This window comes from Acetomicrobium sp. (assembly GCF_059026225.1).
On record NZ_JBWQOQ010000007.1, the window covers coordinates 649,532 to 668,069 of the forward strand.

The window sequence follows — 18,538 nt, forward strand, 5'->3', positions numbered from 1 at the left end:
TAGATAGTTATTCATCGGAACAATATGCTAACAGAGTCGTTAGAATGAATTCTGCTTATGGCCTCAGCAAAGAGAGGAGCTATGGATAACAAGGTGATTTTATCCAACATTTTCTCTTCGGGCAATGGGATAGTGTCGGTCAAGACCACTTCTTCTATGGGAGAGTTTTTTAACCTTTCGATAGCCGGACCAGATAAAACTGCGTGCGTCGCGGCTGCATAAATCTTTTTCGCTCCCCTTTCAAACAACGCCTCAGCGGCTTTGACAACTGTACCGGCTGTATCTATTATGTCATCTATAAGTATCACTACTTTCCCCTCGACGTGTCCTATTATTTCCATGACATCACAATGATTTGCAATATCATAAGATCTTCTTTTATCTACAATGGCTAATTCCGTGTGCATTGGTTCGGCAAACCTCCTCGCCCTCACCACTCCACCTATATCCGGTGAGACGACTACTAAGTTGTTGGCTTCTATCTCGTCCTTTAATTTTTCCTGAAAGTAAGAGGCGAGCAAGGGAACTGCCGTGAGATGATCCACAGGGATATCGAAAAACCCTTGAATTTGCCCAGCGTGAAGATCCGCTGACACAACTCTGTCAGCCCCAGCTTTTTCAAGCAAATTCGCTACCAGCTTTGCCGTTATGGGTTCCCTACCCCGTGTCTTCCTGTCTTGTCTGGCGTATCCAAAATATGGTATCACTACGTTGATCTGATAAGCAGAAGCCCTCCTAAGGGCGTCCAAAAATATTAAAAGCTCCACGAGGTTTTCATTAGCCGGATAACATGTCGATTGTATAACATATACGTCGGCACCTCGAACACTTTCTTCTATAGAAATCCCTATTTCACCATCGGAAAATCTATAGATCTTCGATGCTGCCAATGGTATGTAAAGGCTTTCGCACACTTTCTGCGCAAATTCCGGGTGAGACTGCCCTGAAAAAATTTTCAGTTCTCTATCTTCAACAATCATCAAGACCGACCCCCATTATCGTTGTTGTTGATATTTTCCCTTCTCTTTTTCCATCCTAAAATGTTTCGCTGCCGCGCCCTGGCCAAAGCAAGCGCTCCCATTGGAACGTTTTGAGTAATTACAGAACCTGCCCCTGTCGTGGCATCGTCATCGAGCTCGACAGGTGCTACTAACATTGTATCGCTTCCAATGAAACAGCGGTTGCCTATTTTCGTTGGATGCTTTCTCTTTCCATCGTAATTACAAGTAATAGTACCAGCGCCTATGTTGGTGTCCTCGCCAATCGTGGCATCGCCTATGTAGGATAAATGGGGAACCTTACTTCCGCTTCCAATTTTGGAGTGTTTAATTTCAACGAACTTTCCAGCAAAGGACTTAGGGCCGATTTCCGTCTCATCCCGCAAATACGCGAAAGGCCCTACGATGGCGTTCTGTCGAACTACAGAACTTTCAATAACGACATGGGGATGAACAGAAACGCCGCTTTCGAGCTTGCTATCTTTTAATATAGAAAAACTGCCAATACTGCAGCGATCACCAACGCTAGTCTCGCCAAAGATTTGCACATAAGGAGCAAGATAGGCTTCACCTTCGAAGTCTACCCGGGGACCTATCCGCACCGTCTCAGGATCGGCACATTTGACTCCCTTTTCCATCCAGCGTTTTACGAGCAAGTCTCTCAACAGGTTGGTCGCGTAGGCCAATTGCAAAGGGTCATTGACCCCTAAAAATTCATCTTCACCGTCCATGGATAAAACCTCAACTCGCTCTTTGTCCTGCTGAAAAAGTTCAACTAAATCCGTAAGGTAATACTCTCCCTGTACATTTTTACATCTTAGCTCATTAATATATCTTTCTAATGCAGCTGTCGAAAAGGCATAAATTCCGCTGTTCACCTCGTTGATTGCCAATTGATCCTCGGTCGCGTCCTTTTCTTCGACTATTCGAATCCCGCAATCGGACCTGATGACTCTGCCATATCCGGCAGGATCTGCAACTTTAAAACTAATGAAACTCAATGATGAATCGGACAAAAGATGGATTCTCATTAGTTGCTTGATCGACTCGCTCGTAATGAGAGGGACATCTCCAGGAAGGACTAACATATATTTGTAGTCTTTCCAAAAGTGAAAACCCGCTTTAACTGCATCTCCCGTGCCCTTTTGTTCCTTTTGCTCAATTATCGCAACTTGGGGCCATTCCTTCGTCAAATAATCGCTAACTTCCTGCTTGCCGTAACCCACCACCACCCCTATAGAAACACCTTCACACTCACTTAAAGTCCTCAAAGGATAAAAAAGCATCGGCTCGCATAAAATGGGTTGCATCACCTTTGCAGTAGCGCTTTTCATCCTCGTGCCCTTACCAGCGGCAAGAATCAATGCTCCCCATTCAGATTTCATTTTTTAATCCTCCCAATGCAATAAAGTGGGGGGAGCCATTCCTCCCCCCATTTATATACCACATATATGGCTGGGGTGGCAGGATTCGAACCTGCGAATCGCGGATCCAAAGTCCGCTGCCTTGCCAGCTTGGCTACACCCCATCGTAAGGCAAGTTGAATTATACATGAAATATTGACATCTTGTCCAGATCAAATCCAAGAATGCGATCTCATTTTTCTGTTCGACCGAAGGGAAATATTTCTCTTGCAAAATTACCTTTAAATAGTTATAAATTAAGTAACAAGCTGGGGGGGTATGGAAAATGTGGAGTATTGATGAAGTCTTAGAAAAACTTAAATCAAGGGGATATAAATTGACTGGCCAACGAAAGGCTATTATAGAAAAGTTGTGTGGGCGAAAGGATCACCCTACGGCAGAACAACTTTATAGCGAGCTACAAAAAAGTCACCCCGCCATATCTTTTGCTACTATTTATAGCACAGTGCAATTGCTAGCAGAGATGGGCTTCTTACAGATACTCACGATAGACGATAAAAAAACCCACTTTGATCCCACTCCGGAGACACATGCCCACTTTTTTTGCCAAAGGTGCGGATTGCTTGAAGACATTGATATGTCGCAAGAAGAAAGAGACACATTAAAACGCCTGAGTAAATACAGAGCGCGGAGCATGCAGGTTTACCTCTATGGATTATGCCATGAGTGCGATAAAAAGTAATGTAAAGCTTTTTTGTTACATTATTATAATACTAACACTCGCTTCGTCGGTCATCGCCATATTTGCGCAGAAGAAAGAAGCAAAATTCTTAAGAAGCATCTTTTGGGTTCTATTCTTCTTAATGATGGTTTTAAGTTTTTTGGTCCTGCTGGTCTTCGCCCCCTTTTACATAGCCATAGCTCCTTTGATACCTGTCGCCATGTACATTTATGTTTTAATGACCAGCCGTTTTCGCAACAATCACCAAGGAAGATGATAGGAAAATTGCTTTAATATCTTACACTTTTAAAAATATTATATTAAGAAGCCGTAAACTAGGCTACAAAAAACTCATTTATTCTTTATATTCTTCTTCCCGCAAAACTTCAAGAACCACTTCTTTCAATTCCGGGTCTTGAAGCCCCCTCTTTATAATCGATTTAAACCATCCCATTTTAGTACCGCAATCCAGGCGATCTCCGTCATACACTACTCCCCACAGTGGTTCTTCTCTCGCTAAACTTCTTAATGCATCTGTAAGTTGATATTCCCCTCCCTCTCCTCTATCGATGTTTCTAATATGAGCAAAGATGGTGGGAGACAGGATGTATCTTCCAATAATGGCCAAATCGCTAGGTGCCTTATCTTTGCTTGGCTTTTCTACTAAATCGTTAATTTGATACACATTGTCCGAATACAAACGAGCATCGACAATGCCATATCTTTCAGTTTCTTCATGGGGAACCCTTTCCAAAGCTATCACTGAGCCCCCCAGTTTCTCGCGGACATCTAGGAGCTGCCTTAGGGCGGGTTTTGAGGATATAATAACATCGTCAGTCAATATAACGGCGAAGGGCTCGCTGCAAAAAGGTTCCGCGCAAAGTATGGCATGTCCCAATCCCAGGGGTTCCGGTTGTCTAACATAAGCAAAGTCAGCCAAAGAACTTATTGACAAAATTAAATTGTAGAGATCTTCCTTGTTGCGCTCCTTCAAGAACTGCTCTAACTCGTACGACCTATCGAAATAATCTTCCAGGGCCCTTTTGCCTCTTCCTGTTATGAATATTATTTGCCTGCATCCGGAGGCTACAGCTTCTTCGACCCCGTAATGAATCACAGGTTTATCAATTAGCGGCAGCATTTCTTTTGGTATCTCCTTAGTAACTGGCAAAAAGCGAGTTCCAAGGCCGGCTACAGGAAATAGACATTTACGAACCTCGGACATGAAAAGATGCCTCCCTCATGTAATTGTATTTTTGAGCTCTTCATCTATTATCTGAATTTGCAAAGCCAATTCTCGAGCTATCGATTTCAAATCCATATCTTTAGCCTCAAGTAAAATTCTCACCAATGGCTCCGTCCCCGAGGGTCTGACAAAGATGCGCCCATTTTCTCTTATCCTTTCCTCGCACTTTTTAAGACATTTTAAAAAGCCAGGATGTGATAGGATTTTTTCCTTGTTACGGACTTTAACGTTTTGTAAAAATTGAGGATAGGGAGAAAATTCATCGAAGAGTTCGTCCATTTTTAACCCGAGTTCATCGCAAGCCATGAGAAACATCAACGCGGTACACAGGCCATCGCCCGTCTGTACGTGATTTTTGATTATTATGTGACCCGATTGCTCTCCTCCAAGCAAGGAATTCGTTTTTTGCATCGTTTCGTAAACATAGCGATCACCCACGGAGCAACGATGAACGGCTATGCCCTCCTCTTTTAGATGCTCTTCCAAAGCCATGTTGCTCATGACAGTTACGACGACCCCATCTCCCAGGGCTCCCCTTTTGCGAAGCCATCTCGCCAAAACCCAAATTATCATATCTCCATCTATAACGCGACCTTTGCCATCTACGAACAAAACTCTATCGCCATCTCCGTCAAAGACAACGCCGAAATCTGCCTCCTGCCTCAAGACAGCTTCCCTTGCCGTATCGATGCACATTACTCCGACGCCTTCGTTGATGTTTAGACCATTTGGTTCATCTCCCAAAAAAAATAGTTCCTTAGGTTTTAGGGCCGAAAAAACCAAACGTGCCGGCTCAATTACAGCGCCATTAGCACAATCAACAACCACTTTATATCGAGATAAAGACAATGAACTAGCTGTGGTAAGCATGTGCTTTGCATAACTATCCACCGCGTCACTTACTTCAACGACATGCCCTATAGATGCACCGGTGGGTCTCCATTCATCCAACATGGAGTCTCCCAGATACTCTTCAATGGATGCTTCATCGTCATCGCTCAACTTAACTCCATTGCGATCAAAAAATTTAATTCCGTTATACTCGGCTGGATTATGAGACGCGCTTATTACCACACCCCCTGCCGTGTTATAATGTCGTACTGCAAAGCTAACTCCCGCAGTGGGAATAACTCCTAAAATCAAGACATCAGTTCCGGCAGACATGAAACCCGCCTCAAGAGCGGATTGTAACATTTGGCAAGAAAGCCTCGTGTCCATCCCTATCGCAATTTTAGGTCTCGGCATTCCTCTTTCTGCCAAGAAAAGAGCATATGCTCTCGCCAAACGCAAAACCATCTCTGGAATCATGACTCCCTTATTGGCTACATCTCTCACTCCATCTGTTCCAAATAAACAGCGAATCTTTCTGTCCATCGGAAGTTCACTCCTATTTTGTTAAATTTCGCTATTTTACTATGTTTATTATTTATTCTACAACAGTAAAAGTAACTCTTTCGGGATCTATAGACATCACTTCAATGCCTTTAACCTTAATTTCCACATTAACAGGTATGGACAACCTTCTAGAAACTATGTTTGTGATATCGACATAAACAGCGACCGCGGGATCCTTTCCTTCAAGCGAGGCAATGAGCGAAGGAGGACCTGTGATAACGACGTTGGCCTGGCTGGGTGATATTTCCCATTCTTTGTAAATACCTCTGCCCCTTACTTCTATCCTTAAATTTTCGTACTTCATGGTAGCAATTTTTTGCTTTAAGCTAACCCTAACCGTCAGATTGGTCTCTCCCAACAAAGTGACGTTCTTAGGAACCGAAATGGGAAGTTGTACTTCTATGTTATTGGTTATTCCTTTGATATCCAAGGGTTTTGTGGTAATGGCTTTAATTTCATCAAGTGTTAATTTTGGGCCTTCTAGTATCACTGTGCCAGGAGTAGTGACTATAGAGGTCACAAGATAATCGGGATGGGGCTCGCCTTCGATGGGTACAATAACAGGAATTTCCTTTTTTATTTTAACAATATCAACTTCTGCTTCCAAATTGATCTTGTCAGGTAACACAGTAACACTGGACCAATCGTGTCCCCGAGGCTCCAGTATGACGTCAAAACTTCTTTTTTCCTTTGAAAGCAAATCGGCGAGTGTAGGTGTTACAACAGCTTTAGTTATCTTTTCTATATCACTTTCGGACCCACGCACTATCACTTCGGAAGGAAAAAGGGCGATACTTCGGACCACATAACCGTCCATTATTTGAGGCAACTCTGGCACTACTGAGATGGATTTTTCCACGGTCCTGTCCAATCGTAGCTCGACCATTGAGGGATTTAGCGATATCAACTTCAAGCCCGCGGACAAGGAAACTTTGACAGGAAGCGTATGACGCCCTGGCTCAAACCCCTGAAGATCTACGTAACAGACGATATCTTTTTCAGGGATTATATTCGAAGCCAAAAATCTATTTGCCGCCACTTGAACTTCTATATCCCTTGGAACGCGCTGGATTACCACCCCGCTCGGAACATTGCGAAGCTGTAATGCCAATCTGTAAGACCTAACTATATCCGTATCGCTTCCTCCTGTAACGTAAAACCATAGCAAAAACGCCAAAACGAGGGAAACAACCTTCAAAAACGCTCTGGAGGAAAATAGCTCATCGAATCGTTTCATCATCGTCTACACCTCCAGAGCGAAATGAAATAAGGGCCATCCTAATCCTCTCCCACAATGTCTTCGGTTCATCTTCGGAAAGAAAGTAATGCAAAAGCAGCTGACGCAGTTGAGTTTCCTTAAGCCCCCTGGACAAATGTCCGCGAATGGCGAAGGAGACCTCTCCCCTCTCCTCCGAAACGACTAAAGATATGGCGTCTGAAACTTCTGTTATGCCAAGTGCAGCTCTATGTCTCGTGCCAAGCCACCTAGAGATGTCCGGGTTATCGCTCAAGGGCAAAAAACACGATGCAGCTATAATACGTTCCTTGTCCAAAATAGCTGCTCCATCGTGCAACGGGTTCCCCGGCCAAAATATGGATACCAGGGCTTCTTGGGAAATCTCGGCGTCAAGCTTTACCGCTGATTGCCATATATCCTTGAGGCCCGTGCTTCTTTGCAGGACCAGCAAAGCCCCTATCTTTTGTGACTGAAGATACATGAGCGCCCTTAAAACCTCATCTGCCAACGATTGAGCCTTCTCCCGAGAAATCGTTCGCCGCCATATGCTTCCCTTGCCAATTTCTTCCAGCATACGCCGCAATTCAGGTTGAAAAACTATTGGAATGGCTATGAACAAAACACCCAGGAACTTGCCCAACATCCACGACAAAACTTCAAAGCGAAGCGCTCGTGCTAACACGCTCACCAAACCTATAAGGAGCAGCCCCTTGACCAGCTGCATTGCCCTTGTATCCATCAATAGCAACAATATCCTATAGATCAAAAAAGCTATGATCAGTATATCCAAGAGATCGCGTACTGAAAGGAACTTAATCATCGCTCCTCTATCACCACTCTTACATAAGGCGACGTAGTGGCAGCAAGCATTGCCCCATAATCGACCTTAAAGCTAATGATGCTGCCTATCGTAATTTCACCAGCCAGTTCTTCGATATCTACGATTAAGTGATCGCTTGACGCGCCAAGCACATAAACGCCTTCCTGCAGAGGTGATATCCCGTCGAGCCTAACATCCTGCTTGCCAATGGCCAAAATACCCCGGAGCCTCACTCCCTTATCCGCAAATGCTGGAACGTTACCAAAGGCATCTGCACCGACTCTTCCGATAGGAACGCTCGGTTTTCGCCTCAGTTCTATGACCTCCGCCTCTAATATCATGGTATCTTGATTTAAGTAGGGAATCGATCTTCTTCCCGTTACATCGCTTCCAAGCAAAATTGCCTCTCCAACCCTTAATTGATTAATTTCTGAAGGCATGATGCCCTTTTCAACTAAGGCAAGCGACGAGGTAGACCCTCCTGAGTATATTTTCAACTTATAACCTAGAAATTCTTCGAACTCGTGCCCGACTTTTACCAATTTATCCAAATTTTTCGGCGACGGCAAAACTCCACCGAAACATCCGACATTGGTCCCTACACCAATGCAACGAACTCTTTGACAACCCCTTAAGGTCCTTGCCATATTTTCAATCTCTGATTCAGAAGGCCATATGCCCTCGCGTAAATCTCCTACATCGACCATGACGATCACGTCATGGTATAAATTTTGGATCCGACAGGCTTCGTCAATCAACTTGACCACTTCGGTCATAGAAACCAAACTAAAGTTGACCAAAGAAACGATTTCGTCAATCTCGCTTGGCATAGGTAAACGAAGGAGCATAAAAGGGCTATCAAGATTCTCTTTTTTGAGGTTTATGATGTTTTGTATTCGACTATCTGCCAAAAAGGAACATCCACCATCCACCATCGCCCTTGCAACGCTGACGTTTCCGCATACCCCCTTTGCCACCCCGCCGACCTCTATTTTTGAGCCCTTACATAGATCGACAACCTTTGAAGCATTGTCTTGAACCTTACTTAATCGTATCCTCAGTTTGGGATTACGCCCCATTTCTGTCTCCCTTCGGTCTTGTCAATAACCTCTGAGTTTTCTTAATATGGACAAATTGCCCTCGTCGCCATGTCCGTCTTTAGGCGTTTCTAAAACGCACGGCACATGCTTCCATCGTTCATCCGTAAGTATGTGGGCAAAGGCATCGATGCCGATACAACCCTCTCCTATATGGGCATGTCTGTCTTTTCTGCTCCCCCTATCATAATGACTATCGTTTAGATGCCAACATCCAACCCTATCAATACCTACGTATTTATCAACTATTGAAACAAAACGCTCGTAGCTTTCACGAGGTGCCAGCTCATATCCGCTCGCAAACAAATGACAAGTATCAAGGCAAACGCCAATCCTTGAATTGCCATCCAACAGCTCGAGCAAAGCTCCAAAATGAGATAAATCTCCTCCTAAAGAGAATCCCTCACCAGCTGTAGTTTCGAGTAATATTTTAGTTTTTGCATCATCTGTTCTCGCCAGTATTTCCTTCAATGCGTCAGCCATGCGCATTAATCCCTTTTCAAGGCCAGCTCCACCATGAGAGCCGGGATGCAAGACGAGACAACCTATTCCCAATTCTCTACACCTTGATACCTCATCAACTGCAGCCGATATGCTTTTCAATCTTATGTCGCCCTTCGAGGCTAGATTAATTAGATAGGAAGCATGCGCTACTATATCTTTCACGTAGCTTTCTTGCCATTTTTTGTAAAACATGATGCTATGCTCTAATTTAAGCGGTGGCGACTTCCACTGTAACTGATTTTTAGTAAATATCTGTATCGCTTCACAGGATAAGCTTTCTCCTCTTTCAATCGCCCGATGAAGCCCTCCGCGAATCGACACATGTGCCCCTATCAAGGCCATTTACTCCCTAGTGCTCCTTGGAAAAAATCCTCCGCGTAAGCAAGTATCTTTAGTAAAATGCGAGCCGTTACTCCCCATATCCTAAGCCCGCCTTTCAGTTCGTATTCCGGGTACAACAACGATATCCCGCTACTTAATGTATGCGTTTCTACTTTGAAGTCCTGCTTGTTTGCTTCATCCAGAAAGAAAAGGATAATTCTTGTTATCTCGTTAGTATCGACTCTGACTTGTTTTAATATGTCGGCATTCTTTATGAAGCCTACTATGGGAACAATAACGTAACCGGTGGTATAAGTCACTTCAGGCTCCAACATGCCCACTATACAAACCACATCGGAAGGCAATCCAGTTTCTTCGGCAAACTCCCTCAACGCCGTATCCACTGGTCCCACATCGTAAGGTTCTTTCCTTCCTCCCGGAAAGGCAACCTGTCCACCGTGTTTGGGAAGGCCCTTCCTCTTTTCAACTAGCAAGACAGCCGGTTTGTCCGATATCTGCAACAATGGGACGATCACAGCACTACGCAACAAAGAGGAAACATCAGTGCTTTTGCCAAACAGCCTCATTATGTCCTCGTCTATCCGTTGCCAATCACAAGAGACTAAAGGTTCGCGAAGACAAAAATCACAATCGCGAGAAATTATACCGCTTTTTTTGTCATAGGCAAATTCCGCATTCACTTCATTGCTTCTCCTTTAAATAACAAAACCGCCATTAGCGGAGCTTTACGTTTCCTTGATATACAACGCCCCTTGCACCATCAACGGTTACCACCATGCCGTTTTCCAAAACGCTTGTTGCTCCTTCGGCACTTACGATACAGGGAATACCTAATTCTAAGGCTACTATGGCCGCATGACTGGTAAGACCGCCTTCTTCTGCAATGATGGCTTGAGCCTTTCTCATCGCGGGCAAGTAAGACTTATCGGTCTGTCGTACCACCAATATATAACCATCCTTCATGGTAGCAATGGCCGTATCGGAATCTAAGGCCTTACAAACAACGCCCGAGGCTTCTTTTTTAATCAAGGACAACCCTCGAACCAATATCTTGCTGACAGGATGAACTTCTATCATATTAGTTGTACCTGGAATTCCCATCGGCACGCCTGCAGTTATAACTGCCAATTCGCCTTCTTGTAGGAGACCCCTTTCTCTGACTGATGACAAGGCCTTATCTACCGCTTCGTCAGTTACTGGGATCTCAGGCTGAAGCATCGGAGTCACGCCCCAAACCAAGGCCAGCTCTCGATAGGTCTTGATCTTTGTTGTGGCCGCGATTATGGGTGATAAAGGCCTGTATTTGCTCACCATTCTCGCCGTACTTCCGCTGCTAGTAAGAGAAAGGATAGCTCCAGCATTCATCTCCTCTGCTATCGAAACTGCCGCATGGCTCACCGCATCTGGAACACCTTTTGCTCTAATGGGAATTGTAGCAGGCCTCTGCCAGGTACGAAATTCTCGTTCGACGCGCTCCACGATAGCTCTCATGGTTCGAACAGCCAGCACGGGATATTTCCCTATTGCCGTCTCGCCAGATAGCATGACGGCATCGGCACCGTCCAAAACCGCATTGGCAACATCGCTTGCCTCCGCCCTTGTAGGTCTTGGATTTCTAATCATCGATTCGAGCATCTGCGTAGCTACTATTACTGGCTTCCCGTGATACCTGCAAAGATCTATCATTCTTTTTTGTGCTAAGGGGACCTCTTCGATTGGCATCTCCACTCCTAAGTCTCCCCTCGCCACCATCATTCCATCTACAATAGAAATGATTTCATCCAAATTTATCACAGCTTGCTTAGTTTCGATTTTGGCAATTATTTTAATATCGCCGTTCAGTTCCTCTATAATTCGTCTTACACTGATGATCTCATCTTTGGTGCGCACGAAGGAAACGGCAACATATTCCATCTCATGATCAAGACCCCACTTGATGTCCTCGATATCCTTCTGAGTCAAGGGAGGAACGGAAAGATTTACATCGGGCACGTTAATTCCCTTATGCTCACCCAGTTCTCCCCCAACAACTACTCTACATACTATATCCTGACCTCTTACTTCCTCAACCACGAGGGCTATAGCACCATCGTCAACATATATGTTTACCCCTGGCCAAACATCCTTGTGTAGCTCCTCGTAGCTTATTGAAATCTTAGTTTTATCACCCTCGATGGGTTCTGGGGTTAAGATAAGAGCCTCGCCCTCGTGAAGCATCACTGGTTCGTGATCTGCGAGGGAACCTGTTCTTATCTCGGGACCTTTGGTATCTAACATGGTAGCTATGGGTCGTCCCAATTTGCTTTCTATATCCCTAACAGAATTTAAGTTTTTACCGTGTTGGTCATATGTGCCATGGCTGAAATTTAATCTGGCAACATCCATGCCTTCTTGAGCCAGTAGTTTAAGGATCATGCGATCGCTACAGGCAGGACCTAACGTACATACTATCTTAGCTCTTCTCATATCCATCACTCCAAAAAATCAAACTTAGCACATGATCTCCGTGAAACTTAAAATCTACGGCGAAGCTATGCCTCAAAAGTGAGGTTCAAGCCTAAACCGCGATTTCAAGAAAACTTCCGATCCTATCCTCAATCTTCTCGATCAACTCGTCGCTCGTGTTCACCAAAGTACCGTTTAACAAAATGAATGCTGAAAATTTATCATTATACACTTCTACGAGAACCTGGTCCTTTCCTGGATAGCTTTTGCAAGTCCTGAGCAAATCCCTCAAAACCGTTTCGTCGCAGAGATGAAAGGGAATACGCAACCTAAAGATCTGGTGGTTCTCACTTTCGGCGACCTCCAAGGAAACAATGTCTTCAGCAATCATGGTCAAACCTCCTCTTTCCTCCAAACGACCCGTTACCAGGATGACATTGCCCATTTGACAAAATGCTTTGACCTTGCTCCAAATCCTGGGAAAACAAACGATTTCCAATTTAGCTTCCAAGTCTTCTATCTCAACGATTCCCATAAGGTCACCTTTTTTGGTATATCTTTCAGTTACTTCGGTAACAATGCCACCTATTAAAGGTGACTTTTTAGAACACCAGTATACGAGCTCAGAGGGGGTGCAAAAAGCGTATTTACGCACTCTCGTCTCGTAGGCCTCGAAAGGATGACCCGATATGTACAACCCGACTGCCGCCTTTTCCAATTCAAGCTTTTGGCGAAATTCGAAATCTTCCACTTCGACTAACGCCGGCTCTTCGCTAAAGAATCCATCTGCTTCAAGACTAAATAACCTTTGTTGATATTTGTCCTCTTCTTGACGAGCACGCATATCCAACAAAATGGGGAGAGACTCTAAAATTTGACGTCGGTTGTTATGCAAGCCATCGAAGGCTCCGACTCCTATTAGGCTTTCAATGACTGATCTATTTACGGCCCTCAAATCTATCCTAGATACAAAATCCCATAGGGATTTGAAAGGTCCCCCTTCTTCTCTTGCTTTCAAAATAGCCTCTACGGCACCGGAACCCGCCTTAGCAACGGCAGTTAAGCCGAATCTTATGACGCTTCCAACAGCTGTAAAGCCGGCCTCGGACTCGTTTACATCAGGCGGAAGGACTTTAATTCCGGCAGCCCTGACGTTTCTTACGTATCGGGCAAGAATCTCCTTTTTTGCGCCTATGTGGCTTGACAGAAAAGCAGCCAAAAATTCTACTGGGTAATGTGCTTTGAGATATGCTGTTTGATAGCTTATCATAGCATACGCGGCACTGTGCGATTTATTGAAGCCATAACCAGCAAAATATTCAATTAGATCAAATATCTCGTTAGCTTTCTCCGCGCTCACCCTATTTGCCAGACACCCCTTTAAGAAGACTTTCCTTTGTTCTTCCATCTCCTCAACCTTTTTCTTTCCCATTGCCCTGCGAAGGATGTCTGCTTGCCCTAAGCTGTAGCCTGCTAATTCTGCCGCAATTTGCATGACCTGTTCTTGATAGAGAATAATGCCATAGGTCTCTTTGAGCACGTCTTCCAATGCAGGATGAGGATATGTTACAGGGGACCTTCCACGCTTTCTTTCTATGTATTGGTCCACCATACCGCTACCCAGGGGGCCAGGCCTATAAAGTGCCAAAACAGCTATTATGTCTTGGAAAGAGTCAGGGCTTAACTTCTTCAAAAGCTGTCTCATGCCAGAAGATTCAAGTTGGAATACCCCCATGGTATCGCCCTTTTTAAGCATCTCAAAGGTGAGCTTGTCATCCATGGGCAACCCGGTAAGATCGGGCGTCTTTTTGTCGTTTCTAGAGATATTGCTCAAAGTCTCTTCCATCATGGACAAGGTCCTTAAGCCCAAAAAATCCATCTTGACGAGTCCAAGTTTTTCCAACGGATCCATGGAGTATTGCGTCACTATTTGCGATCCGTTAATCGCCTTGAGAGGTACTATATTTACTAAGGGTTCAGGTGATATTACAACACCTGCAGCGTGTTGCGAACAGTGGCGGGCAATTCCCTCGATATGACTGGCAAAATTCAATAACCGCTTAACCTCGCTGTCCCCGTCATAAATTGCCCGCAATTCGTGTGATAATTCCAAAGCTTCCTCTATCGAAGAAACATTAAAAGGGATCAATTTTGCCACCTTGTCGACCTCTGGGTAAGGCATGTCCAAGGCTCTACCCACGTCTCTAACGGCAGCTCTGCTTTTCATTCTATCGAATGTTATTATCTGAGCTACCCTGTCCCGACCATATTTTTCAACTACATAATCGATCACTTCGTCGCGACGCTTATCGGATATATCCGTATCTATATCAGGCATGCTAATCCGTTCAGGGTTTAAAAAACGCTCGAACAAAAGATTATATTTGATTGGGTCGATTTCCGTTATCCTTAAAGCATAGGCCACCAAAGATCCTGCCGCGGAACCTCTGCCCGGCCCTACAGGTATCCCCTTGGACTTAGCAGCATTGATGAAATCTTGGACTATCAAGAAGTATCCGGCAAACCCCATCTGAGTTATTACGTTGAGTTCATATTCCATCCGTTTTTCATACTCTAAGGGAACACTCCTGCCATTGAAACGTCTAATCAAACCCTCCCTGGCCTTTAAGGCCAAATAACTTTCTAGCGTCTCTCCCTCAGGGACCTTATACTCGGGTAACATATAATGTCCGAACTCGATTTTAACATTACATCTTTCTGCTATATCAATCGAATTTTTTAAGGCATCGGGCAACTCGCTGCCAAATATTTGCCACATTTCTTGAGGCGAGCGAAGGTAGAATTCTTTGGAACCAAACTGGAACCTGTTCTTCGAATTAATAGTAGAGTTGGTTTGCACGCAAAGTAATATTTCATGCCATTCGGCATCAGAGCTTTCCAAATAGTGAGCATCGTTAGTAGCAAGCAGTGGTATGTTTGTTTTTCGGGAAAGCTCGATCAAGGATTTGTTAACTGTGGCCTGTTCCCGCATGCCATTGGACATTATTTCAAGGTAGAAATTGTCTTCGCCAAATATATCGCGATAAATCAAGGCTTTCTCCTTCGCCTCATCATATCTATTTTCCAAAATAAGCGAAGGAATTTCACCGGCCAGACAGGCTGACGAGGCAATTAACCCCTTGGAGTATCTGGCAAGCAAATCGTAGTCCACTCGGGGTCTGTAGTAAAAGCCTTCTATATTAGCCACTGAGACCAATTTCACCAAATTTTTGTAACCATCATTGTCTTGCGCCAAAAGTAAGAGGTGGTAGTTGCCTCCCTGACCTTCACGCCTGGTATGCCCCTTGGGGTCAACATATACTTCACAACCAATTAAGGGTTTAATGCCCTCTTTTTCGCATTCATAATAAAACTCGATGGCTCCGAACATCACCCCGTGGTCCGTTATCGCTACAGCGTCCATGCCCCATTCCTTTGTTCTGGAGACCAAGTCCTTGATCCTTATTGCACCGTCTAAGAGGCTGTACTCCGTATGAACATGTAAATGAACAAATCGATCATTCAATCTCAACGCCTCCGTCTTCTTCTGCACTTTCTTCTTCGTCCCACTTTTTATACATCAAAACATCTCCATTAAGATACATGGCAATCCTTTGGAGGGCCTCGTCATTTTCTCTTGCCTTACGATCCTCGGCAGATGTGACTACAGCATTTGAGCTTTCTAGAATTTGTCTTTCTTCGTCTTCCGATGGATGCGGCAATTCCTCTTGTAAAAATTCCTCCCCTTCTGGCTCCATTTGTTCTGATACCAGGTCTGTAGGATATTTTGCTTCCTCATCGCCACTTTTTATCACTAGTTCATCAGTATCTGTAATATTTTGTTTTATTGAATCGTATAGATAGGCCAAGTTTCTTGGCAACTTCAACAGATTAAAATCGAACTTTCGTTCCATCGAAATTTCGATCAACACCGTATTTTCGTCGTATTCGACCCTTGAAGGTATTAGAGCGCAGTAAAGGGGCAACATTTCCTCCGCCGTCTTTTTCATAACTTCCTGCCACGGTTCAGATATGTCTTCCCGCACTTGATCTTTGCTCCCGCTCTGGACAACAACTTCGGCTCCCTTAGTGCTTACACTTACACTAACTAGATCCGGGGTTTTGCCTGCTTCAATCACGGATAGGTCCTTTGTTTTTCCTACATGCACGAAAAACAAGCTGGAAAGGATATCTTCTTTAACGCCCAACCTTGCCTGAAGGCTTAGTTCAGCGCACAATTTCATAGCTGAAAATAAAACCGAACCGTCCCAAAGGGGAGCTTCCCTTTTTAAAAATCCGATTTCCCTTTCTGACAACTCGAGTTCTTCGATCAAATCTATTCCAAAGGTCTTGTACATCCACATGTCTCGAAAGATGGAAAAGGAAATTTCAAGAAGCCTCTCTATCGCTAACCCCTTCGTTAAAATGTTTTTCATTCGCAGAAAGCCTTGCGAGGGGTCCCTTATCATGAGTTGTATTACGTCCTCCATTTCGCTCCTGCTGCCGCCTAAAAGAAACGCCACCGAGTCCAAAGAAAGCTTGCCATCTTGTAGGGCTAAAGCCTGCTCAGTCAGGGTCAAAGCATCACGCAGCGACCCGTCTGCCTGTCTTGCCAACTCCCAAAGAGCTTCTTCCTCGAAATCGAAACCCTCCATTTCGGCTACATGACGCAACCTTTTTGCGATATCGAAGCCGGATAACTTATTGAAATAAAAACGAAGGCAGCGAGATCTAATGGTGAGTGGAACCTTATCCGGTTCGGTAGTAGCTAATATGAAGACGACTCGGTTGGGCGGCTCTTCCAATGTCTTCAAAAGAGCATTGAAAGCCGCATCAGTAAGCATGTGAACTTCATCGATGATGTATACTTTGTAGGGGAGAGAGAAGGAGGCTAGTCCAACCTGGGCCTTAAGGTTTCTTATTTCCTCTATGCCTCTGTTGGAAGCTCCGTCAATCTCTATCACATCAAGACATTCTCCCAAAGAGATGGAATCACATACGTCACAGTTATCGCAAGGTTCTCCATCTGCTGAATTCGGGCAGTTTAACGCTTTCGCAAATATCCTGGCCACGGTCGTCTTGCCGCAACCCCTGGGACCGGAAAACAAAAGGGCATGTCCCACTTTCCCCAACCTCAAGGAGTTCCTCAAGATCCTCACAATACCATCTTGCCCAACCACATCGCCAAAACGACCCGGTCGGTATTTTCTATACAAGGATATGTACATTTAGAGGCCTCCTTAAGAAATCCTCAAACCTTATTTCATTCTACATCAAAATTTTTTTTACAACTTACCTCAGCGGATAAAATTCGTAAAGGTATGTTTCTGCCTCGCCTTTTCGAGGGCCAATAATATTTTATCTCGAATTTCCTCAAGGGAGGGAGCTCCTGCGGGTAAATCTTTTTGAGTAATGATCCTATCAGGTCCAACGCAGAAAAAGGATTCTTCTCCAACGTTTATTATCTTTACCTCATAAGGCTCAAGTTCCAACTTTAAAGCCTTATTGAGTCCTGCCGCCATATTGGTTAATACAGCAACCGTATCTGGGTTGCTCTTTAACTTCAATATAACTTCCTCGTCTATAGCAAGAAGGCAAAAATTGTCCTCCTCGGTAACCTCAACTCTTAGCAGGCCCAGCACTTCCTTACGATTTAGGGCCAATCCCTTTGCCATTATTGTGCTTTTTAGATAAGCTATTCTATCCTTCAATTTAGGGTGGCTCTGGTAAATTCCGGGCTCAAAGTACGGCCTTTTAAGTTCCTCTTCCGCAAGACGCTCCAGTAATGTGATCATCGCCGATGGCGGATAACCAGCCTTTATTAGGAGGTCCAACCCCACCATATCGGCTTCTTCCTCCAGATCGCGACTGTAAGAATTCATTACCGCTACCTGCGCAACATTTGTCAAAAGAACGGCAGCAGCTTGTCCTCCAGTGGCCACTATGATTCCCAGGCTCAAAAGCGAAAGCCTCTGATTTCTGGCTACCTGTATCATTACATGTTTTTTTTCGGTATGGGCAAGCTCATGGGCCATGACCCCTGCCAATTCCGAATCGCTTTCGGCAAGCTGAATCATGCCAGTAGTAAAGTAAACTATTCCACCCGGAAGAGAAAAGGCATTAGGAATCTCGTCATCCTTTATCACTCTAACCTCATAGGGTAGGTCACGATCTAAATGGGGCCTAAAGTGGGTCAAGATCATATTTAGCCTGGCCGTTATCGTCGGATCTGTAACCCTTTCCCAGGTCCTTTCTACCTGCTCGGCAACCTTGCGACCTAAAGCAATCTCTTTAGAGTCGTCCTCTTGGGCATATGTCGTTATGGGGGTGTATAAGATAAGCATTATTATGCATAAAAACGAAACCACT

The 18,538-nt window shown here is 44.5% G+C and carries 14 protein-coding genes and 1 tRNA gene; 1 reads left to right on the top strand and 14 read right to left on the bottom strand.

Going from position 1 to position 18,538, the window contains the following annotated elements; genetic code table 11:
• Positions 1 to 11: 11 nt before the first annotated feature.
• The 3 genes from AC5SXE_RS07700 to AC5SXE_RS07710 form a co-directional block, all read right to left on the bottom strand.
• On the bottom strand, positions 12 to 980 hold the full coding sequence (locus AC5SXE_RS07700) for a ribose-phosphate diphosphokinase (protein ID WP_303883119.1): 969 nt from the start codon (positions 978 to 980) through the stop codon (positions 12 to 14).
• Complete coding sequence (gene glmU / locus AC5SXE_RS07705) at positions 980 to 2,383, bottom strand: bifunctional UDP-N-acetylglucosamine diphosphorylase/glucosamine-1-phosphate N-acetyltransferase GlmU (protein WP_493917082.1); 1,404 nt, start codon at positions 2,381 to 2,383, stop codon at positions 980 to 982. Before glmU ends, AC5SXE_RS07700 begins: the two co-directional genes overlap by 1 nt.
• Before the next feature lie 67 nt (positions 2,384 to 2,450).
• Positions 2,451 to 2,526, bottom strand: a tRNA-Gln gene (locus AC5SXE_RS07710).
• Positions 2,527 to 2,687: 161 nt separating this feature from the next.
• Between AC5SXE_RS07710 and AC5SXE_RS07715 the strand changes: the two genes are divergently transcribed.
• Positions 2,688 to 3,104 (top strand): Fur family transcriptional regulator, encoded by a 417-nt coding sequence (locus tag AC5SXE_RS07715; RefSeq protein ID WP_303883121.1) that lies wholly within the window; start codon positions 2,688 to 2,690, stop codon positions 3,102 to 3,104.
• 334 nt (positions 3,105 to 3,438) lie between these two features.
• Here AC5SXE_RS07715 and galU read toward each other — a convergent pair whose 3' ends face one another.
• From galU to AC5SXE_RS07770, 11 genes are all read right to left on the bottom strand, one after another.
• The gene (gene galU / locus AC5SXE_RS07720; RefSeq protein WP_310850015.1) at positions 3,439 to 4,308 is read right to left on the bottom strand and encodes a UTP--glucose-1-phosphate uridylyltransferase GalU; all 870 of its coding nucleotides are present in this window, start codon (positions 4,306 to 4,308) and stop codon (positions 3,439 to 3,441) included.
• 15 nt (positions 4,309 to 4,323) lie between these two features.
• Positions 4,324 to 5,703, bottom strand: coding sequence for a phosphoglucosamine mutase (gene glmM, locus AC5SXE_RS07725; RefSeq protein ID WP_493917083.1), 1,380 nt, complete (start codon positions 5,701 to 5,703; stop codon positions 4,324 to 4,326).
• 52 nt (positions 5,704 to 5,755) lie between these two features.
• A complete protein-coding gene (locus tag AC5SXE_RS07730; RefSeq protein WP_493917084.1) occupies positions 5,756 to 6,964 on the bottom strand; it encodes a CdaR family protein in 1,209 nt (402 codons plus the stop codon).
• The gene (gene cdaA / locus AC5SXE_RS07735; protein ID WP_323721087.1) at positions 6,945 to 7,781 is read right to left on the bottom strand and encodes a diadenylate cyclase CdaA; all 837 of its coding nucleotides are present in this window, start codon (positions 7,779 to 7,781) and stop codon (positions 6,945 to 6,947) included. The genes AC5SXE_RS07730 and cdaA overlap by 20 nt, the downstream gene beginning before the upstream one ends.
• On the bottom strand, positions 7,778 to 8,860 hold the full coding sequence (locus AC5SXE_RS07740) for an alanine/ornithine racemase family PLP-dependent enzyme (RefSeq protein ID WP_493917085.1): 1,083 nt from the start codon (positions 8,858 to 8,860) through the stop codon (positions 7,778 to 7,780). Before AC5SXE_RS07740 ends, cdaA begins: the two co-directional genes overlap by 4 nt.
• A 21-nt stretch (positions 8,861 to 8,881) precedes the next feature.
• Entirely contained in the window at positions 8,882 to 9,724 is an 843-nt protein-coding gene (locus tag AC5SXE_RS07745; RefSeq protein ID WP_493917086.1) for a deoxyribonuclease IV, read from the bottom strand.
• The gene (locus tag AC5SXE_RS07750) at positions 9,715 to 10,404 is read right to left on the bottom strand and encodes an NUDIX hydrolase (protein WP_493917087.1); all 690 of its coding nucleotides are present in this window, start codon (positions 10,402 to 10,404) and stop codon (positions 9,715 to 9,717) included. Before AC5SXE_RS07750 ends, AC5SXE_RS07745 begins: the two co-directional genes overlap by 10 nt.
• A 34-nt stretch (positions 10,405 to 10,438) precedes the next feature.
• On the bottom strand, positions 10,439 to 12,190 hold the full coding sequence (gene pyk, locus AC5SXE_RS07755; RefSeq protein WP_493917088.1) for a pyruvate kinase: 1,752 nt from the start codon (positions 12,188 to 12,190) through the stop codon (positions 10,439 to 10,441).
• 91 nt (positions 12,191 to 12,281) lie between these two features.
• On the bottom strand, positions 12,282 to 15,695 hold the full coding sequence (locus AC5SXE_RS07760) for a DNA polymerase III subunit alpha (RefSeq protein ID WP_323721082.1): 3,414 nt from the start codon (positions 15,693 to 15,695) through the stop codon (positions 12,282 to 12,284).
• On the bottom strand, positions 15,688 to 17,397 hold the full coding sequence (dnaX, locus tag AC5SXE_RS07765) for a DNA polymerase III subunit gamma/tau (RefSeq protein WP_493917089.1): 1,710 nt from the start codon (positions 17,395 to 17,397) through the stop codon (positions 15,688 to 15,690). The genes AC5SXE_RS07760 and dnaX overlap by 8 nt, the downstream gene beginning before the upstream one ends.
• A gap of 69 nt (positions 17,398 to 17,466) precedes the next feature.
• Positions 17,467 to 18,537: a M48 family metallopeptidase gene (locus AC5SXE_RS07770; RefSeq protein ID WP_493917090.1), complete on the bottom strand. Its 1,071-nt coding sequence runs from the start codon at positions 18,535 to 18,537 to the stop codon at positions 17,467 to 17,469.
• Between the last annotated feature and the right edge of the window lies 1 nt (position 18,538).

Coding starts and splice junctions, on each gene's coding strand:
- AC5SXE_RS07700 (WP_303883119.1), bottom strand. CDS start 980: ATGATTGTTGAAGATAGAGAACTGAAAATTTTTTCAGGGCAGTCTCAC.
- glmU (WP_493917082.1), bottom strand. CDS start 2,383: ATGAAATCTGAATGGGGAGCATTGATTCTTGCCGCTGGTAAGGGCACG.
- AC5SXE_RS07715 (WP_303883121.1), top strand. CDS start 2,688: ATGTGGAGTATTGATGAAGTCTTAGAAAAACTTAAATCAAGGGGATAT.
- galU (WP_310850015.1), bottom strand. CDS start 4,308: ATGTCCGAGGTTCGTAAATGTCTATTTCCTGTAGCCGGCCTTGGAACT.
- glmM (WP_493917083.1), bottom strand. CDS start 5,703: ATGGACAGAAAGATTCGCTGTTTATTTGGAACAGATGGAGTGAGAGAT.
- AC5SXE_RS07730 (WP_493917084.1), bottom strand. CDS start 6,964: ATGATGAAACGATTCGATGAGCTATTTTCCTCCAGAGCGTTTTTGAAG.
- cdaA (WP_323721087.1), bottom strand. CDS start 7,781: ATGATTAAGTTCCTTTCAGTACGCGATCTCTTGGATATACTGATCATA.
- AC5SXE_RS07740 (WP_493917085.1), bottom strand. CDS start 8,860: ATGGGGCGTAATCCCAAACTGAGGATACGATTAAGTAAGGTTCAAGAC.
- AC5SXE_RS07745 (WP_493917086.1), bottom strand. CDS start 9,724: ATGGCCTTGATAGGGGCACATGTGTCGATTCGCGGAGGGCTTCATCGG.
- pyk (WP_493917088.1), bottom strand. CDS start 12,190: ATGAGAAGAGCTAAGATAGTATGTACGTTAGGTCCTGCCTGTAGCGAT.
- dnaX (WP_493917089.1), bottom strand. CDS start 17,397: ATGTACATATCCTTGTATAGAAAATACCGACCGGGTCGTTTTGGCGAT.